This window comes from Streptomyces sp. NPDC060194, from assembly GCF_042728285.1.
In the GTDB taxonomy this organism is placed as follows: Bacteria; Actinomycetota; Actinomycetes; order Streptomycetales; family Streptomycetaceae; genus Streptomyces.
The window spans coordinates 1-16,147 of record NZ_JBHWZH010000072.1 but is presented as its reverse complement, the minus strand read 5'-3'; the positions used below and the strand labels follow the sequence as shown (position 1 = coordinate 16,147).

The 16,147-nt window shown below is 73.7% G+C and carries 19 protein-coding genes and 1 pseudogene; 2 read left to right on the top strand and 18 right to left on the bottom strand.

The window, feature by feature from the left end; genetic code table 11:
• Positions 1 to 46: 46 nt before the first annotated feature.
• Complete coding sequence (rpsB, locus tag ACFWEG_RS17370) at positions 47 to 940, bottom strand: 30S ribosomal protein S2 (protein ID WP_387215727.1); 894 nt, start codon at positions 938 to 940, stop codon at positions 47 to 49.
• Positions 941 to 1,429: 489 nt separating this feature from the next.
• Between rpsB and ACFWEG_RS17365 the strand changes: the two genes are divergently transcribed.
• Positions 1,430 to 1,891 (top strand): murein hydrolase activator EnvC family protein, encoded by a 462-nt coding sequence (locus ACFWEG_RS17365; RefSeq protein WP_387215725.1) that lies wholly within the window; start codon positions 1,430 to 1,432, stop codon positions 1,889 to 1,891.
• Positions 1,892 to 1,945: 54 nt separating this feature from the next.
• Here ACFWEG_RS17365 and ACFWEG_RS17360 read toward each other — a convergent pair whose 3' ends face one another.
• The 17 genes and pseudogenes from ACFWEG_RS17360 to ACFWEG_RS17280 all read right to left on the bottom strand — a co-directional run bounded on the left by ACFWEG_RS17360 (position 1,946) and on the right by ACFWEG_RS17280 (position 14,816).
• The gene (locus tag ACFWEG_RS17360; RefSeq protein ID WP_387215775.1) at positions 1,946 to 2,536 is read right to left on the bottom strand and encodes a TetR/AcrR family transcriptional regulator; all 591 of its coding nucleotides are present in this window, start codon (positions 2,534 to 2,536) and stop codon (positions 1,946 to 1,948) included.
• A 100-nt stretch (positions 2,537 to 2,636) separates the two neighbouring features.
• Positions 2,637 to 3,473, bottom strand: coding sequence for an RNA polymerase sigma factor WhiG (gene whiG, locus ACFWEG_RS17355; protein ID WP_387215722.1), 837 nt, complete (start codon positions 3,471 to 3,473; stop codon positions 2,637 to 2,639).
• A gap of 171 nt (positions 3,474 to 3,644) precedes the next feature.
• Positions 3,645 to 4,922: a DNA-processing protein DprA gene (gene dprA, locus ACFWEG_RS17350; protein WP_387215719.1), complete on the bottom strand. Its 1,278-nt coding sequence runs from the start codon at positions 4,920 to 4,922 to the stop codon at positions 3,645 to 3,647.
• Entirely contained in the window at positions 4,919 to 6,538 is a 1,620-nt protein-coding gene (locus tag ACFWEG_RS17345) for a YifB family Mg chelatase-like AAA ATPase (RefSeq protein ID WP_387215716.1), read from the bottom strand. The genes dprA and ACFWEG_RS17345 overlap by 4 nt, the downstream gene beginning before the upstream one ends.
• A gap of 1 nt (position 6,539) precedes the next feature.
• Complete coding sequence (locus ACFWEG_RS17340; RefSeq protein ID WP_387215713.1) at positions 6,540 to 6,902, bottom strand: YraN family protein; 363 nt, start codon at positions 6,900 to 6,902, stop codon at positions 6,540 to 6,542.
• 202 nt (positions 6,903 to 7,104) lie between these two features.
• Complete coding sequence (locus ACFWEG_RS17335) at positions 7,105 to 7,413, bottom strand: DUF2469 domain-containing protein (RefSeq protein ID WP_387215710.1); 309 nt, start codon at positions 7,411 to 7,413, stop codon at positions 7,105 to 7,107.
• Between the two features lie 56 nt (positions 7,414 to 7,469).
• Positions 7,470 to 7,982: an NUDIX hydrolase gene (locus ACFWEG_RS17330; protein WP_387215707.1), complete on the bottom strand. Its 513-nt coding sequence runs from the start codon at positions 7,980 to 7,982 to the stop codon at positions 7,470 to 7,472.
• Positions 7,975 to 8,730: a signal peptidase I gene (lepB, locus tag ACFWEG_RS17325; RefSeq protein WP_387215704.1), complete on the bottom strand. Its 756-nt coding sequence runs from the start codon at positions 8,728 to 8,730 to the stop codon at positions 7,975 to 7,977. The genes ACFWEG_RS17330 and lepB (ACFWEG_RS17325) overlap by 8 nt, the downstream gene beginning before the upstream one ends.
• A gap of 83 nt (positions 8,731 to 8,813) precedes the next feature.
• Positions 8,814 to 9,695: a signal peptidase I gene (gene lepB / locus ACFWEG_RS17320; protein WP_387215701.1), complete on the bottom strand. Its 882-nt coding sequence runs from the start codon at positions 9,693 to 9,695 to the stop codon at positions 8,814 to 8,816.
• Positions 9,607 to 10,678: pseudogene (gene lepB, locus ACFWEG_RS17315) on the bottom strand (signal peptidase I); the annotation flags it as partial. The gene lepB (ACFWEG_RS17320) and the pseudogene lepB (ACFWEG_RS17315), both read right to left, overlap by 89 nt.
• The gene (gene lepB, locus ACFWEG_RS17310) at positions 10,671 to 11,378 is read right to left on the bottom strand and encodes a signal peptidase I (protein ID WP_387215698.1); all 708 of its coding nucleotides are present in this window, start codon (positions 11,376 to 11,378) and stop codon (positions 10,671 to 10,673) included. The gene lepB (ACFWEG_RS17310) and the pseudogene lepB (ACFWEG_RS17315), both read right to left, overlap by 8 nt.
• 51 nt (positions 11,379 to 11,429) lie before the next feature.
• Positions 11,430 to 11,780: a 50S ribosomal protein L19 gene (gene rplS / locus ACFWEG_RS17305; RefSeq protein WP_387215695.1), complete on the bottom strand. Its 351-nt coding sequence runs from the start codon at positions 11,778 to 11,780 to the stop codon at positions 11,430 to 11,432.
• Between the two features lie 129 nt (positions 11,781 to 11,909).
• On the bottom strand, positions 11,910 to 12,740 hold the full coding sequence (gene trmD / locus ACFWEG_RS17300; protein ID WP_387215692.1) for a tRNA (guanosine(37)-N1)-methyltransferase TrmD: 831 nt from the start codon (positions 12,738 to 12,740) through the stop codon (positions 11,910 to 11,912).
• Positions 12,740 to 13,300, bottom strand: coding sequence for a ribosome maturation factor RimM (rimM, locus tag ACFWEG_RS17295; protein WP_387215689.1), 561 nt, complete (start codon positions 13,298 to 13,300; stop codon positions 12,740 to 12,742). The genes trmD and rimM overlap by 1 nt, the downstream gene beginning before the upstream one ends.
• 91 nt (positions 13,301 to 13,391) lie before the next feature.
• The gene (locus ACFWEG_RS17290; RefSeq protein WP_387215686.1) at positions 13,392 to 13,631 is read right to left on the bottom strand and encodes an RNA-binding protein; all 240 of its coding nucleotides are present in this window, start codon (positions 13,629 to 13,631) and stop codon (positions 13,392 to 13,394) included.
• Positions 13,632 to 13,633: 2 nt separating this feature from the next.
• On the bottom strand, positions 13,634 to 14,065 hold the full coding sequence (rpsP, locus tag ACFWEG_RS17285) for a 30S ribosomal protein S16 (protein WP_387215683.1): 432 nt from the start codon (positions 14,063 to 14,065) through the stop codon (positions 13,634 to 13,636).
• Between the two features lie 157 nt (positions 14,066 to 14,222).
• Positions 14,223 to 14,816: a hypothetical protein gene (locus ACFWEG_RS17280; protein WP_387215680.1), complete on the bottom strand. Its 594-nt coding sequence runs from the start codon at positions 14,814 to 14,816 to the stop codon at positions 14,223 to 14,225.
• A 442-nt stretch (positions 14,817 to 15,258) separates the two neighbouring features.
• Here ACFWEG_RS17280 and ACFWEG_RS17275 point away from each other — a divergent pair, with 442 nt between their 5' ends.
• Positions 15,259 to 16,110, top strand: a complete 852-nt coding sequence (locus tag ACFWEG_RS17275) for a class I SAM-dependent methyltransferase (RefSeq protein WP_387215677.1) — start codon at positions 15,259 to 15,261, stop codon at positions 16,108 to 16,110.
• Positions 16,111 to 16,147: the final 37 nt, after the last annotated feature.

Sequence of the window (16,147 nt, the reverse complement as noted above, 5' to 3'; positions counted from 1 at the left end):
GGGGCGGCGCGCGAAGCACCGTCCCCCGCCGTCACGACCGTGAGCGTCAGGCCTGCTCGGCCGGCTTGTCGGCCTCGGCGGCCGGCGCCTCGTCGGCGGCCGGGGCGGCGGGCGCCTCGGCGTCGGCGGCGGGGGCCTCGGCGGCGGCCGGGGTCTCGTCGGCCTTCTTCTCGCCCTCGAGCAGGTCGCGCTCCCAGGCGGCGAGCGGCTCGGCGGCGGCCTTCTCGCCCTTGCCCTCACCGGAGCCGCCGGAGCGGGCGATGAGGCCCTCGGCGACGGCGTCGGCGATCACGCGGGTGAGCAGGGTGACGGAGCGGATCGCGTCGTCGTTGCCCGGGATCTTGTAGTCGACCTCGTCGGGGTCGCAGTTGGTGTCGAGGATGGCGACGACCGGGATGTTGAGCTTCCGGGCCTCGCCGACCGCGATGTGCTCCTTCTTGGTGTCCACGATCCAGACGGCGCTGGGCACCTTGGACATCTCGCGGATACCGCCGAGGGTCTTCTCCAGCTTGGCCTTCTCACGCGAGAGGACCAGGAGCTCCTTCTTGGTGAGGCCGGAGGCGGCCACGTCCTCGAAGTCGATGAGCTCCAGCTCCTTCAGGCGCTGGAGGCGCTTGTAGACGGTGGAGAAGTTGGTCAGCATGCCGCCGAGCCAGCGCTGGTTGACGTAGGGCATGCCCACGCGCGTCGCCTGCTCGGCGATCGCCTCCTGCGCCTGCTTCTTGGTGCCGACGAACATGATGGAACCGCCGTGGGCGACGGTCTCCTTGACGAACTCGTAGGCGCGGTCGATGTACGACAGCGACTGGAGCAGGTCGATGATGTAGATGCCGTTGCGCTCCGTGAAGATGAAGCGCTTCATCTTCGGGTTCCAACGACGGGTCTGGTGACCGAAGTGGACGCCGCTCTCCAGCAGCTCCCGCATCGTGACGACGGCCATGGCCGTACTCCTTGTGTGCTCGGTTGATTCCTGACACCCCGCGCGCGCCGTGCCACGAAGGACCGAGAGGCGCTGCCACCGTCTCGAGGAGACCGGTGTCGGGGCGTGCGAAGTCGATCCGGAGACCCGGATCGCCACCAGAAGTGTACGGGACCGGAAGACCCCCGGGTGACGGCGTTGTCCACAGCCCGCCCGCCGTCCACGGAAACCGGCCCGATCCGTTCGGGGAGGGCCGTGAGGTGCAGCGTTGGACGCATGCGACGAGTGATGCGGGGTGTGCGGAGGGTGCCGGCGAAGTGGTGGGTCGCGCTGGTCGCGGTCCTGGTGCTGGGCACGGGAGCAATGGCTTCGGCGACGGCGACCGGGGTGGGGGCGCGGGACGCGGGGGCCCGGGGCGTGGGGGCGAGCGCGGCTGCGGATCCGGCCGGGGCTGCGGACGGGGGCCCGGCGGGGGCTGCGGCGAGGTCTTCGGCCGGGACGGACGCCGGGATGCGCAGGGAGGTCTCGGCCGGGGTCTGGCCGGTGGGGCCGGGCGGGGCGCCGCCGCGGATCGTTCGGGGCTGGGTGCCGCCCGCCTCGCCGTACGGTCCCGGCCACCGCGGGGTGGACCTGGCCGCCGAGCCCGGCGCGGAGGTCAGGGCGGTGCGCGACGGGCGGGTCGCGTTCGCGGGGCCGGTGGGCGGCCGGGGCGTCCTGGTCGTCGAGCTGTCCGGCTCCGGCGACCCGCCCCTGCGGACGACGTTCGAGCCGGTCCGCCCGCTGGCGGAGGCGGGCGCGCGGGTCACGGCGGGGGACGTGGTCGCCGCCCTCGACGAGCCCGCCGGCCACTGCGCGCAGTCCTGCCTGCACTGGGGCCTGCGCCGGGCGGACGCCTACCTCAACCCCCTCCACCTGATCGACCGACCCCCCTCCCGCCTGCTCCCGGTGGCGGGGGTGCCCCTGCCCAGGTGACGGGGCCGAGGACCGCCGGGCGGATCCTGCCCGGCGGTGGGGCGTGCGGCCCGGTCAACGATCTCCGGACCCGCCCTCCACGCGTGAGCCCGAAGCGCCGCCGACGCCGTGCAGGGCCATCGCGACCGCCGCGTCGGTGACGGTGTCCAGGTCCTCGCCGGACTCGATGCGGCGGACCGCCGCGTCGACCACGCCCTGCAGGAGCATCGCCGCGAGCCGGGGGTGGGCCGCACCGAGTTCGGCGAGGGCCTCGACGATCATCGCGACGAGGCCGTGGTGCGCGGCGCGGATCTTCTCCCGCGCGCCCGCGTCGAGTTCGCTGGCGGAGATGGCGACGACGGCCCGGTGCCGGCGGTCGCCGACCAGCCCGAGCTGGTGCCGGACGTACGCCTCGACCTTGCCGCGCGGGGACGCCTCCGCGGCCATCGCCCCCTCGATCTCCGCCGCCCACAGCGGGAAGTCCACCGCGCACAGCTCCTCGACGACGGCGGCGCGGGAGCGGAAGTACTCGTACACGGAGGAGCGCGCGAGCCCGGTGCGCTCGGCGAGCGCGGGGAAGGTCAGCGCGTCCGTTCCGCCGTCGGACAGCAGGGAGCGGGCGGCGTCGAGAAGGGCCGCGCGCTGCATCGTTCGGTGCTCGGCCACCGAGGCCGCTCGAATCCTGGGCACCCGGTCACTCTACGGACGCACCGGCCCCGTGGCCGCACCCGTGCCCACTCCGGCGCCCTCGCGACGGCGGATCCGCTCAGCGGCCGAAGCTCGCCAGCTTGGCCCGCAGCTGGAGCACCGACTTGGTGTGGATCTGGCTGACCCGGCTCTCGGTGACCCCGAGCACGTTGCCGATCTCGGCCAGCGTCAGCCCCTCGTAGTAGTACAGCGTGACCACGGTCTTCTCCCGCTCCGGGAGGGTGTTCACCGCGCGGGCGAGCAGCCGCCGCAGCTCGCGGTCCTCGGCGACCTCGACGGGGTCGTCGGCGGCCGGGTCCTCCAGGGTGTCCATCAGGCTGGGCCGGCCGCCGCTCTCGCCGCCGACGTGCAGCAGCTCGTCGAGCGCGACCACGTTGGCCAGCGACAACTGGCTGAAGATGGCGTGGAGTTCCTCCACCTTGATGCCCATGAGGTCGGCGACCTCCGCCTCGGTGGGCGTGCGCCGTAGCCGCGCCTCCAGCGTGGCGTAGGCGCGCTCGACGGCCCGCGACTTCTGCCGCACCGAGCGCGGGATCCAGTCGAGGGCCCGCAGTTCGTCGATCATCGCGCCGCGGATGCGGGTGATCGCGTACGTCTCGAACTTGATGGACCGCTCGATGTCGAACTTCTCGATGGCGTCGATGAGGCCGAAGACGCCCGAGGAGACGAAGTCGGCCTGCTCGACGTTGGGCGGCAGCCCCACGCTGACCCGGCCGGCCACGTACTTCACCAGCGGCGAGTAGTGCAGGATCAGCTGCTCGCGCAAGCGCTCGTCCCCCGAGGTCTTGTACGACCTCCACAGCGCGTCGAGCGACGTGGGCGCGGTCGGCCGCTCGCCGTCGCGGGCGGCGGGGGTGACCGCCGCCCGGTCGGAACCGTGGATGTGCTGGGGCATGCGTCGCCTTGAGCCGTTCTGCTGTGAGCCATGATCCGTTGGGCTGTCCAGCCGAGCTGTCCAGAACGCAACCGTGTGAGCGTAGCGTGACTGAAGTGTCGCGGTGTGCGAAGGACATGGGATCAGGAGTACGCAGATACGTTCCGTTTGCCGTACACCGGGGGCGAGTTGTCACGTTGCGTATCGGGGTCCCCTCCGCGCGTCGGCCCTGCTCCCGGCCGCCAACTTCCAGGCCTGGCCGTCCCGTTCGGCGAAGCCGAGCGACTGGAGTTCGTACAGTCGGGCGAGGGCGTCCTCCGGTGTCGTGCCCGCACCGCGGGCCACCTCGGCCACCGCGAGCGCACCCCGGCCGGGCAGCGCCTCCAGGACCCGGGCCGCCGCCGGCGCGAGCAGGTCGCGCGGCACCACGGGGCCGCTCCGCACGGGCGCGGTCTCCCCCATGTCCCCCACCAGCTCGACGACGTCGTCCGCGTCCGTGACCACCGTGCCTTCGGCGCGCAGGAGTTCGTGCACCCCGGCGGAGAGCCCGCTGGTCACCGGGCCGGGCACGCCCATCACGTGCCGCCCCAGCCGGTACGCCGCCCGCGCCGTGACCAGGGAGCCGCTGCGCAGCTCGGCCTCGACGACGACCGTGCCGCGGGTGAGCGCGGCGATGACCCGGTTGCGCTGGACGAACCGCGGCGCGGTGGGGTGGTCCCCGGGCGCCAACTCGCATACGACGAGACCGCGTTCGGCGATCCCCGCGAGCAGATCGGTGTGTCCGCGCGGGTAGGCGACGTCCACTCCGCAGGCGAGCACGGCGACGGTCGCCCCGTCGGCGCCGAGCGCCCCGCGGTGCGCGGCCCCGTCCACCCCGTACGCCGCTCCGGACACCACCACCCACCCCCTGCGGGCCAGCTCCGCCCCCAGCCCGGCCGCCACATGGGCCCCGTACTCGGTGCAGGCACGGGCGCCGACGACGGCGACCGAGCGCAGGGCCCACAGCCGCAGGTCGGCCCCGCCCCGGATCCACAGGCCGACCGGCCGGGCGTCGGCGAGGTCGTCGAGCTGCCGCGGCCACTCGGGCTCGCCGGGGCAGACGAAGCGGGCGCCGGCCTCCGCGGCGGCGGCGAGGTCCGCCGCCGGGCTCGCGAGCACCGCACGGGTGCGCAGCCCCCTCATCCGCACCGCGCTCGCCCCGGGCAGCGGGCCGCCCTCCGGCGACCGCAGCCGGGCCAGCAGGCCCACCGGCCCCAACTCGCGCAGCCAGCCGCCGGCGACCTCGTCGCCGGGCTCGACGACCCGGGTGAGCGCGACCCGCGCCGCCCGCTCCTCGTCCCCGACGACCCCGCGGGGCTCGTCCGCCCCGGCGGCTCCGACGGCTCCGACAGCCCCGGCGAACGCGGCACCACCGACACCACCCGCACCGCCCGCGCCTCCCTGGCCGCCCGCCCGACCCGCCCCGCTCACGCCGGCGCCCCGACCGGCACCGGCGCGCCCCGGGAGATCCCGGTGCGGAGCTGGAGCGCGAAGTCGACGTCGTCGGCCTGCGGCCGGTCGTGCCCCGCGAGGTCGGCCACCGTCCAGGCGACCCGGAGCACCCGGTCCATCCCCCGCGCGGTGAGCAGCCCGCGCTCCAGGTCCCGCTCGGCGACCATCATGGCCCCCGGCGCGGCCTGCCACCGGGTGCGCAGCTCGTGCCCGGGGACCTCGCCGTTGGTCCGCCAGGGGGTGCCGTCGAACCTGGCGGCGGCCCGCTCCCGGGCGGCCCGCACCCGCTCGGCGACGACGGCGGTCGACTCGCCGCCGGCGGCGACCCCGGTCAGCTGCGACCGGCCCACCGGCTCCACCTCCACCCGGATGTCGACCCGGTCCAGGAGCGGCCCGGAGAGCCTGGCCTGGTAGCGGCGGACCGAGGTGGGCGAGCAGTCGCAGGTCAGCCCCCGGACGCCGTGCCGGCCGCAGGGGCAGGGGTTCGCCGCCAGGACCATCATGAACTTCGCCGGCATCCGCATCACCCCGGCCGCCCGGGCGATCACGACGTGCCCGGACTCCAGCGGCTGCCGCAGCGCGTCCAGGGCGCGGCTGCTGAACTCCGGGGCCTCGTCCAGGAACATGATCCCGCGGTGGGCCAGGGAGACCGCGCCGGGGCGCGGCAGCCCGTTCCCGCCGCCCACCAGCGCCTGCATGGTCGCCGAGTGGTGGGGCGCGCAGTAGGGCGGGGCGTCCACGAGCGGCTTGCCGGGCGGCAGGATCCCGGCCACCGAGTGCACGGCGGTGACCTCCAGGGACTCCTTGCGGGTCAGCGGCGGCAGGATGCCGGGCATCCGCTCCACCAGCATGGTCTTGCCGGCGCCCGGCGGACCGTTGAGGAAGAGGTGGTGCCCGCCCGCCGCGGCCACCGCGAGCGCGGTCCGGGCGGTGTGCTGGCCGGAGACGTCCCGCAGGTCGGCCTGGTGCCCGGCGCCGGGGTCGAAGCCGAGGCCCGCGCCGGGTCCGGCACCGGGGATGTTGAGCCCGGCGAGCATCGGGTCGGGGCGGCCCGGCTCCTCCGGCGCCTCGTCCGGGACCGGTTCGCCGCCCAGGATCGCCAGCAGCTGGGCGAGGCTGCGGACGCCGAGGATCGAGACGCCGGGGACCAGCGCGGCCTCGGCGGCGTTCTGCTCGGGGACGACCACCTGGCGGTAGCCGGCGTCGGCCGCCGCGAGGACGGCGGGCAGGACGCCGAGGACCGGGCGGACCCGGCCGTCCAGGCCCAGCTCCCCGATCATCACGAGGTCGGCGATCGCGGCCGGGTCGAGCCGCTCGGCCGCGCCGAGGATCGCACAGGCCACGGCGACGTCGAAGCTGGACCCCGACTTGGGCACCGAGGCGGGGCTCAGCCCGACGGTGAGCTTCTTCTGCGGCCAGGGCACTCCGGAGTTCACCAGGGCGGCCCTGACCCGGTCCTTGCTCTCGGTGAGGCTCTTGTCGGGCAGTCCGACCAGGGTGAACGCGGCGACCCCGGGCTCCAGATCCGCCTGGACCTCGACGACGACCCCCTCCACGCCGACCAGGGCGACCGAACAGGTGCGGGCGAATCCCATCTCAGGACACCCCCCGCACGTGCTCGACGACCGGGGCGCCGCGCCGGGGCAGAAGCACGCCCACCACGTCGACCCGCACCCCGCCCGCGGGCGGCCCCTCGTGCTCCGAGAGCCAGATCTCGGCCAGCCGCCGCAGCCGCTCGGTCCTGGCGGCGCCGACGGCCGCCATCGGGTGCTCGAACTCCCCCACCCGCCGGGTCTTGACCTCGCACATCACCAGCGCGTCGCCGTCCATGGCGACGATGTCGACCTCGCCGGCCCGCCCGCCCCGCCAGTTCCGGGCCAGGACGGTCATCCCGCCCGCCGTCAGCCGCCGGACCGCCAGCGCCTCTCCGTACTTCCCGAGCACTCCGTTCGTGTTCACTCGGCACCACCTCCGGCACCGACTCTGGCGCGGTGCCGCCCATGAAGTGGATCTTGGTGGACGACGGCCGAGCTGTGGACAACTCGCTCACCCGTTCGGGCGAAGAGCCGGACCGGCACCCTCCCCGGAAGGCCGCCCTCCCCGGAACGCCGGACGGGGCGGCCCCGGCACCCGCCGGAACCGCCCCGCCCCACCGGAGCGCTCAGCTCCCCGGCATCTCCAGGTCGCTCTTGTTGAGCTCCTCGATGTTCACGTCCTTGAACGTCAGCACACGGACCTGCTTCACGAACCGGGCCGGCCGGTACATGTCCCACACCCAGGCGTCCGCCATCGTGACCTCGAAGAACACCTCGCCCTGGACGGAGTGCACCTGCATCTCGTAGTCGTTCGTCAGATAGAAACGCCGCTCGGTCTCGATCACGTACTTGAACAAGCCGACGACGTCCCGGTACTCCCGGTAGAGCTTCAGCTCCATCTCGGTCTCGTACTTCTCGAGATCCTCGGCACTCATGGCGTGTTCCCCTTCAGCCGTGCGTCCCCCCCATTGTGCGTGAGTCCCGCTCACCCTCAGGCGATTTCCGTGTCAAGGACCACAGGACTGCTCGGGGGACCCTCGTCGAGCAGCGTGCGGAGCAGCTCGGCGAGTCTGGTCGGGTACACCGTCTCACGCGCGGCGGACAGTTCCGCGGAGGTCCACCAGCGGAGCCCGGCCGTGCTGCGCAGCTCCAGCTCGGTGAGCGCGGTGGGGGCGACCGCGGTCCGCTTCGTACGGGCCAGGAAGTACCACTCCTCCTGGTCCCAGCGCCGCCCGTCGAAGGGGAACGAGCAGGTGCGCCGCCAGAGCACCGGGCCGAGCTCGACGTCGGTCAGGCCGGTCTCCTCGGCCAGCTCCCGGCGGGCGGCCTCCCCGTGGGTCTCGTCGCCCTCCAGACCGCCGCCCGGCGTGAACCACCAGCGGTCGGCGGGATCGGCCGGCTCGAAGCCGTGCAGCAGCAGGACGCGGTCGTCGGGATCGAGCAGCACCACCCGGGCCACCCGCCGCAGCGCCGTGTCCCGGCCGGGCACGAGGTCCTCAGCCATGGCGCCGCCTCCGTCGCGCCGCGAGCGGCCCGTACGCCGCGCCGCCGAGGATCAGGACCGCGCCGGCCGCCACCGCCGCCAGGACGGCCCGCAGCGGCCCCGGCTCCGAGACCCCGCCGGGCAGCCCGGCGAAGCCGGTGGGCCGGGGCAGCATGCCGTCGAGCGGCCACGCCACCGCCTCGACCCGCGAGCCGACCGCGTCGAGCGGGACCGTGCCCCGGTCGCCGTCCGCCAGGCGCGCCCGCGAGTCGAGCGAGGTGCTGCGGTGGTCGCCGAGCAGGAACAGCCGGCCCTCGGGCACCGCCACGTCGAACGACGCCGGGGACGTCCGCTCGTCACCCGGAAGATACGGTTCTTCGACCGCCTCGCCGTTGACCCGCAGCCCCTGCGCGCCGAGGGACACCTCGTCGCCGCCGACGCCCACGACCCGCTTCACCATCGGGACCGCGGCCCACCCGGCGTCCTCGAAGACGACGACGTCGCCGCGGCGGACCTCCGAGGGGTCGATCCGCCGGGCGAGCACCCTGTCGCCCCGGTCGACGGCCGGGGCCATCGAGTCCGTCGGCACGGTGTAGGGCCGGTACTCCCAGGCGCCCCAGGCGAACCCGCCCAGGAACAGCACGCAGCCGAGGGCCACGGCCAGACCCGACAGCCTGCCGCCGAGCCGTCCGCGCACCGGCCCCCGAGGGCCTCCGCGCTCCACGCGCGGCGGGTCCGTGCCCGCCGTCCGCCGTTCCGTGCTGCTCATACCGGCACCGTCCCCGCTTCCCCGGGTCGAAAGGCATCGAAGATCGACGTTCCGGGACGGCACCCTACCCGCGGCCCGCCGGACTATCCCCGGCTCTGCTTGTCGATGCCCGGCTGCTCGAAGGTCTCCGGGATCGGCAGCGTCGCCCAGTTGCCGATCGGCCAGGCGATGACGATGGCCCGGCCCACGACGTCGTCGACGGGGACGAAGCCGCCGTTGCCGTCCTCCTGGTGCCAGCGGGAGTCGGCGGAGCTCTGCCGGTGGTCGCCCATCACCCACAGCCGGTCCTCGGGCACCTTGACCGGGCCGAAGGGCCGGTCGTCGCACGGGGTGTTGCCGGGGAAGACGAACGAGGTCTCGTTCAGCTCGACGCCGTTGACCTTGACCTTCCCGCCCTTCTTGCACTCCACCGTGTCGCCGCCGACCGCGATGACCCGCTTGATCAGGTCCTTCTCCTCGGCGGAGGGCATCAGGCCGATGAAGCTGAGGAACTTCTGCACCGCGTTCGGCTCGGCGGTGGGGGTGCCCTCGAGCCAGTCGGCCGGGTCGTGGAAGACGACGACCTCGCCGCGCTTCGGCTCCGAGCCGAACCACGGAGTCAGTTTGTCGACAAGGACCCGGTCGCCGAGCTGGAGGGTGTTCTGCATCGAGCCCGAAGGGATGGAGAACGCCTGTACCAGGAAGGTCTTGATGAACAGCGACAGGATCAGCGCGATGACGATCAGCAGCGGCAGCTCCTTCCAGAAGGAGCGCTGCTTCTTCGGCTTGCGGCCGCCCGCACCGTCCTCGTCGAAGGCGTCGTCGTCACCGGACCCGCCGTGCCCGCCGCCCTCGCGGCCGCCGCCGTCGTCGGGCACCCGCCGTCCGTCGGCGCCGTCCGGCCCGGGGTCCGTACCGCCGCTCAGCGGCGGCCTGTCGGGCCGCTCCTCCGGTTCCTCGCCGCCGGACCGCGCGCCGACCGCCACGTCCCCCACATCCACTCCTTGCCGTCTGTGAACCACCGTCGGCGCAGGGGCCGCACGCGGCCCACGCCCACCACTCCCATGGCGAGCGGGAGTTCCGCGGAGGCCGGGAGCGGGATCGTTCCGTAACGATCCTGCGGGGTCACACTATTCGACGCCCCCTGCGCCACCGACGACCCAGCCTGCGCGTCCGGGACCGAGGCGTAGGTGGCGCGCTCCTCCAGCGAGCTCCAGTGGCCCACCGGCCAGGCGATCCACCGGGCCCGGCCGACCACCCCGCTCTCCGCGACGGTCCCGCCGAGCGTCTCCAGGTGGAACCGGGAGTCGGCGGAGTCGGCCCGGTGGTCGCCGAGGACGAACAGCCGGCCCGCGGGCACCCTGACCTCGAAGGGCTGCTCGGAGGGGCGGTTGCCGGGGTGCAGGTACGGCTCGTCGAGCGGCACCCCGTTGACGGTGATCCGGCCGTCCGGCCCGCAGCACTTCACGGTGTCCCCGCCGACCCCCACCACCCGCTTGATGAGGTCCCGCTCGTCGTCGGAGGGCAGCAGCCCGACGAAGGTGAGCGCCGTCTTCGCCTGCTTCACACCCGCCGGGTCCTCGCCGGTGTCCTGCTCCCCGGCGGGCAGCCAGCCGCCGGGGTCCTTGAAGACCACCACGTCTCCGCGCTGCGGCTTCTGGCCGAACCAGGGGGTGAGCTTGTCGACGAGGACCCGGTCGCCGATCCGAATCGTCTGCTCCATCGAGCCCGACGGGATGACGAAGGCCTGCACCAGGAACGTCTTGAGCACCAGCGCGATGAGCAGCGCCGCGCCGACGAGCAGCGGGATCTCCCGGACGGCCGAGCGGCGTCGGCGCCGCTTGACCTTCTTCGCCAGCCGCCGCCGCTCCGCCCGCCCGGGCCTGGCCGGGGGCCCGACCGGGCGCGCGCCGGTGGGCAGCGGATCGTCGGCGCTGTGCCCGCCGCGCGGCCGGGCCCGGTTACCCACGGCCCCCGCCGGGATCGGGGTCGGGGACCTCGGCGTAGGCGCGGGGCCGCTCCAGGCTCGTCCAGCGGTCGGCCGGCCAGACGATCCAGTCGGCGCGGCCGACGACCCGGTCGACGGGCACCATGCCGCCGCCGGGCTCTCCGAGGTGGTCGCGGGAGTCGCGGGAGGCGCTGCGGTGGTCGCCGAGGACGAACAGCCGGTCCTCGGGCACCACGATGTCGAAGTCGACCCGCGAGGGGGCGTCACCGGGCTTCAGCTGCGTCTCGTCGAGACTCCGGCCGTTCACCGCGATCCTCCCGTCCTCGTCGCAGCACACCACGCGGTCGCCGCCGACGCCGACCACGCGCTTGACGTAGTCGGCCCCGCTCGTCCCCTCCGGCACGAACGAGCCCGCGCCGTCGAAGACCACGGCGTCCCCGCGCTCGGGCTCGGACCCGAAGCGGTACGCCACCTTGTTTACGAGTACCCGGTCGCCATCCCTCATCGCCGGTTCCATCGAACCGCTCGGGATCAGGAACGGCTGGGCGACGAAGGTGCTCAGGAGCAGCAGCGCGACGAGCAGGACGAGCCCGCCGAGCCCGGCGCGGCGCCAGGGCCCCTCCAGCACCCCGGCGAACAGGCCCCGAGGACGCGCGAAGCGCGGTTCCGCCCCGTCGTCCGGGGAGGAACCGCGCTCGGCGTGCTGTGCTTGAGTCTCCATCGCAGCCAGAGCTTAACCGGCCGCGCTGTGCGCCCCGCGGGGCGGCGGGACTCAGCGGTCGCGCTTCTCCTTGATCTTCGCGGCCTTGCCGCGCAGGTCACGGAGGAAGTACAGCTTGGCGCGACGGACGTCACCGCGGGTCACGACCTCGATCTTCTCGAAGATCGGGCTGTTGACCGGGAAGGTGCGCTCGACGCCGACGGAGAAGGACACCTTGCGGACCGTGAAGGTCTCGGAGACGCCCGCACCCTGGCGGCGGATGACGACACCCTTGAACTGCTGGATACGCGAGCGGTTGCCCTCGATGACGCGCACGTGCACGTTGACGGTGTCACCCGGGCGGAAGGCCGGGATGTCGGAGCGCACGGAGGCGGCGTTCACACTGTCGAGCAGGTTGGACATGATGTCTGCTTTCTTCGCCGATGCCACAGGTCATCGACGGGCGGGTTCGTAAGAGATTCGGGAGCCGCTCCATCCGGCGGGCGACTGTCCCCCTGTGGCAGGGGCGCACGCCGGACGTACAGCAGCGGCCTATTGTTCCACGGCGTCGGCGTCGCGCCAAAATCGGCCGTCCGGACCCTGCCGCCATCCGAGGATGCTGAGCATCTCGCGGTCCTTCTTGTCGAGCGCGGCCGGGTCGCAGCGCTCGATCAGGTCGGGCCGGTGGGCGGAGGTGCGGCGGAACGCCTCGTCGCGGCGCCAGCGGGCGATCCGCCCGTGGTGGCCGCTGACCAGCACGTCCGGGATCTCCCGGCCGCGCCACACGGGGGGTTTGGTGTAGACGGGGCCCTCGAGCAGGTCGGCCATCGCGCCGGGGGCGAAGGAGTCGTCGCGGTGCGACTCGGCGTTGCCGAGCACGCCGGGCAGCAGCCGGGCCACGGCCTCGGTGATCACCAGCACCGCCGCCTCGCCGCCGGCCAGCACGTAGTCGCCGATGGAGACCTCGTACACCGGCATCCGGGTCGCGTACTCGTCGACGACCCGGCGGTCGATGCCCTCGTAGCGGGCGGGCGCGAAGAGCAGCCAGGGCCGCTGCGACAGCTCGACGGCCAGCTCCTGGGTGAAGGGGCGCCCGCTCGGTGTGGGCACCACCAGAGCCGGGCCGCCGGGGCCGCCGGCGCCCGCCTCGTAGCCGTCGGCCAGGGCGGTGTCCAGCGCCTCGCCCCACGGCTCGGTCTTCATGACCATGCCCGGGCCGCCGCCGTAGGGGGTGTCGTCGACGGTGTGGTGCCGGTCGTACGTCCAGCGCCGCAGGTCGTGGACGCGCACGTCGAGCTGCCCGCGGGCGCGGGCCTTGCCGACGAGGCTGACGTTCAGCGGTTCGAGGTACTCGGGGAAGATCGTGACGATGTCGAGCCGCATCAGGCGTCGTCCCCGTCGGCGGCGTCGCGGGAGGAGGCCACGACCGCCTCCGCGTCGTCGAGCAGGCCGGGCGGCGGGGTGATGACGGCCCGCTGCTCCTCGAGGTCGATCTCGGTGACGATCTCCTCGACGAAGGGGACGAGCACCTCGCTGCCGTCGGGCCGCTCGACGATGAACAGGTCCTGCGACGGCAGGTGGCTGATCTCGGTGATCCGGCCGACCGGGGTGCCGTCGGCCAGGACCACGTCGAGGTCCATGAGCTGGTGGTCGTAGAACTCGTCGGGCTCATCGGGGAGCTCGTCGGGGTCGACCTCGGCGATCAGCAGGACGTTGCGCAGCGCCTCGGCGGCGTTGCGGTCGTGGACGCCCTCGAAGCGCAGCAGCAGCCGGCCGCTGTGCACCTTGCCGGACTCGATGCGGAGCGGGCCGCGCCCGGGCGGGTCGGTGGCGAGCACCGCGCCGGGGCCGAGCCGCAGCTCGGGCTCGTCCGTGCGCACTTCCACGGTGACCTCGCCCTTGATCCCGTGGGCCCGGCCGATCCGCGCGACTACCAACTGCACTGCTACTCCTCCACCAGGTTCCCGACCCACGACGACGGGCCGGGGACGGCAGCTGTCTGCCCTCCCCGGCCCGTGCCGGACGTGCGAATGATCAGCGGACGTCGTCCACGTCGACCAGGTCGACGCGGATGCCACGGCCGCCGATGGCGCCCACGACGGTGCGCAGCGCGCGGGCGGTACGGCCGTTGCGGCCGATCACCTTGCCGAGGTCCTCGGGATGGACCCGGACCTCGAGCACGCGCCCGCGGCGCAGGTTGCGCGAGGCGACCTGCACGTCGTCGGGGTTGTCGACGATGCCCTTCACGAGGTGCTCAAGAGCCTCCTCGAGCATGATCAGGCCTCGGTCGACTCGGTGGACTCGGCCTTCTCGGCGTCGTCCTTCTTGTCGGCCTTCTTGGCCTTCTGCGTGATGGCCTCGCCCTTGGCGGAGTCATCGGCACCGACGAGCGCGTCGAAGCTGGGGCGCGCGGCCTTCGGCTCCGGCTGCAGCAGCGGCGCGGGGGCGGGGAGGCCCTTGTGGGCCTGCCAGTCGCCGGTCAGCTTGAGGATGGCGAGCACGGCCTCGGTCGGCTGGGCGCCGACGGAGAGCCAGTACTGCGCGCGCTCACCGTTGACCTCGATGCGCGAGGGGTTCTGCACCGGGTGGTACAGACCGATCTCCTCGATGGCCCGGCCGTCACGGCGGGTACGGGAGTCGGCGACGACGATGCGGTAGTGAGGCGAACGGATCTTGCCCAGACGCTTCAGCTTGATCTTGACTGCCACTGGAGTGGTGTCTCCTGGATCTTGACGTGGGTGGGCACTACGGGATGCCGCGTGGGGTTGCGGTACCCGATGGCCCGAATGGACACGTCAGCCGGAGGAGAGAGGGGTCCTGTGCGGCTGTCGAGTACAGCTGACCATTGTGCCATACGAGTGCTGGTCAGCCGACCTGCGCGGCGACTTCCGGGATGCGGAAGGGCTTGCCGCAGCCGCCGCACACGATCGGCGCCTGGGCGAGCACGGAGGGGACCACCCGCACGTTCCGCCCGCAGTCGCAGACGGCCTTCACGCGGACGCCGCCGCCGGACGAGCCGTGCCGGGCGGCCGGGCCGCGGAAGGAGCGGGAGGTGTCGGCCGCGGTCGCCGCGGTGTGCGCCTTGAGGGCGCGCTGCAGCCGCTCGATGGTGGGGCGGTAGCGCCGTCTGGCGTCGGCGTTCAGGGCGACCAGGGAGAACCCGCTGCTGGGGTGCGGCTCCGCGGGGTGGTCGAGGCCGAGCTCCTCGGCGATCGCGAGGAAGCGGCGGTTGTGGTAGCGGCCGGCCCGCGAGGTGTCGCGGACGCCGCGGGCGGCGGCGAGGCCGTGGACCGCCTCGTGGAGCAGCCGTTCGAAGGAGAGATCGGCGCCGCAGGCGGAGGAGGACTCGCCGATCAGGGACTCGGGCGCGGCAAGATCCGGCAGGTCGGAGTGGTGCCGCTGAATGTCGGCCCACGCCTGCGCCAGCTCTGCGGCGAGGACAGGTGGTGTCGTGCTCACGTCGTGACAACGAGCCGGGGTGCCCGTGTGTTCCTATTCCGGGCCATCCCAAATAATTTGCACGTACCCGTCAGTCCCGGCTGATGCGTCCGCACGGCCACGACTGCGCCGATCTGCGGAGATGTCGTACAGCTCACACAATGGTGTGACGTAGTGGCGCGTACGCCCCGGCGCGTAGACAAACGGTGCGCGCCGTACGACCGGCGGACGACGGCACCCACCGTACGTGCACCGGTCGGCCCGGTCGGACGGCGGGGGGCGCGCGGCAGGGGCGTGCAAGCCGCCGGGGCACACCCTCTGGACGGACCGGTGCATGCGGAGTTATCTGGCATACGGGGGGAGTGCGGGCGCACCTGCCCACGGGGGGCGCTGTCGACGGATACCCGACCAACACCAGACGCAACACGCTGCACGCCTGTTTCGGCGGATTGGGGCGCAATCGATGACACCCATGCTCGCGCAACGGCACCTCCCCCGGACGGCCCCGCCGCCCGGTACGGACACCGGTGCCCGTGCCCGTGACTGGGCTGAGATCCAGGAGCGGATGCTCGTACCGCTCTACGACGCGGTGTACGCACGGCTGGAGATAGGCCGCGGCAGCCGGATGCTCGAAGTGGAGTGCGGCTCCGGGCTCGCCCTCCTGATGGCCGCCGCACGCGGGGCGACGGTCACCGGCGTGGAGGAGTGGGAGACCGAACGGCTCGCGCTCGCCAGGGAGCGGCTCGGCGACGACGCCGGCCCCCCCGACGGCGGCGCCCGGCTCGTCGAGGGCACCCCGGACGACGCGGCGGCCGACGGCGCCGCCCCCTACAACGTCGTCACGTCCTTCCAGCCCGTCGGCTGCCTCGCCGGGGACTCCGAGGGCCTCGCCCCCGTGCTCGCCTCCGCCGCCCGGCACACCGAGCGCGGCGCGCCGGTGGTCCTGGCCGGCTGGGGGCCGCCGGAACGGTGCGCCACCTCGTCCGTGCTGCGGGTGGCGACGAAGCTCGCCGACCCGATGCGCGGGTCCGGCAGCTGGCGGCCGGCCAGCCGGGACGACCTGGAGGAGGTCGCCGAACGGGCGGGGCTCCGCCCCGACGGCTCCGGCCGGGTGGCCTGCCCGTTCGGCTACGCCGACATCGGCAGCGCGGTCCGCGGACTGCTCTCCACCGGCCTCTTCGACGCGGCCGCCCACGCCACCGACCAGGCGCAGGTCCGCAAGGAGGTCAAGGAGGCCCTCCACCCGCACCGTCGCAAGGACGGCACGGTGTGGATGCCGAACATCTTCCGCTACCTGATCGCCCGGGTGCCGTGACCCCGCCCGCGCCGCGGCGGGTGGGTCGGGCATGACG

What these genes read in the sequence shown, in the direction of transcription:
- ACFWEG_RS17330 (WP_387215707.1), bottom strand. Translation starts at nt 7,982, where the DNA reads ATGGCTGAGGACCTCGTGCCCGGCCGGGACACGGCGCTGCGGCGGGTG.
- ACFWEG_RS17290 (WP_387215686.1), bottom strand. Translation starts at nt 13,631, where the DNA reads ATGCTCGAGGAGGCTCTTGAGCACCTCGTGAAGGGCATCGTCGACAAC.
- ACFWEG_RS17335 (WP_387215710.1), bottom strand. Translation starts at nt 7,413, where the DNA reads ATGAGTGCCGAGGATCTCGAGAAGTACGAGACCGAGATGGAGCTGAAG.
- rpsB (WP_387215727.1), bottom strand. Translation starts at nt 940, where the DNA reads ATGGCCGTCGTCACGATGCGGGAGCTGCTGGAGAGCGGCGTCCACTTC.
- whiG (WP_387215722.1), bottom strand. Translation starts at nt 3,473, where the DNA reads ATGCCCCAGCACATCCACGGTTCCGACCGGGCGGCGGTCACCCCCGCC.
- lepB (WP_387215704.1), bottom strand. Translation starts at nt 8,730, where the DNA reads ATGAGCAGCACGGAACGGCGGACGGCGGGCACGGACCCGCCGCGCGTG.
- ACFWEG_RS17365 (WP_387215725.1), top strand. Translation starts at nt 1,430, where the DNA reads ATGCGCAGGGAGGTCTCGGCCGGGGTCTGGCCGGTGGGGCCGGGCGGG.
- trmD (WP_387215692.1), bottom strand. Translation starts at nt 12,740, where the DNA reads ATGCGGCTCGACATCGTCACGATCTTCCCCGAGTACCTCGAACCGCTG.
- rplS (WP_387215695.1), bottom strand. Translation starts at nt 11,780, where the DNA reads ATGTCCAACCTGCTCGACAGTGTGAACGCCGCCTCCGTGCGCTCCGAC.
- ACFWEG_RS17345 (WP_387215716.1), bottom strand. Translation starts at nt 6,538, where the DNA reads ATGGGATTCGCCCGCACCTGTTCGGTCGCCCTGGTCGGCGTGGAGGGG.
- ACFWEG_RS17275 (WP_387215677.1), top strand. Translation starts at nt 15,259, where the DNA reads ATGACACCCATGCTCGCGCAACGGCACCTCCCCCGGACGGCCCCGCCG.
- lepB (WP_387215698.1), bottom strand. Translation starts at nt 11,378, where the DNA reads ATGGAGACTCAAGCACAGCACGCCGAGCGCGGTTCCTCCCCGGACGAC.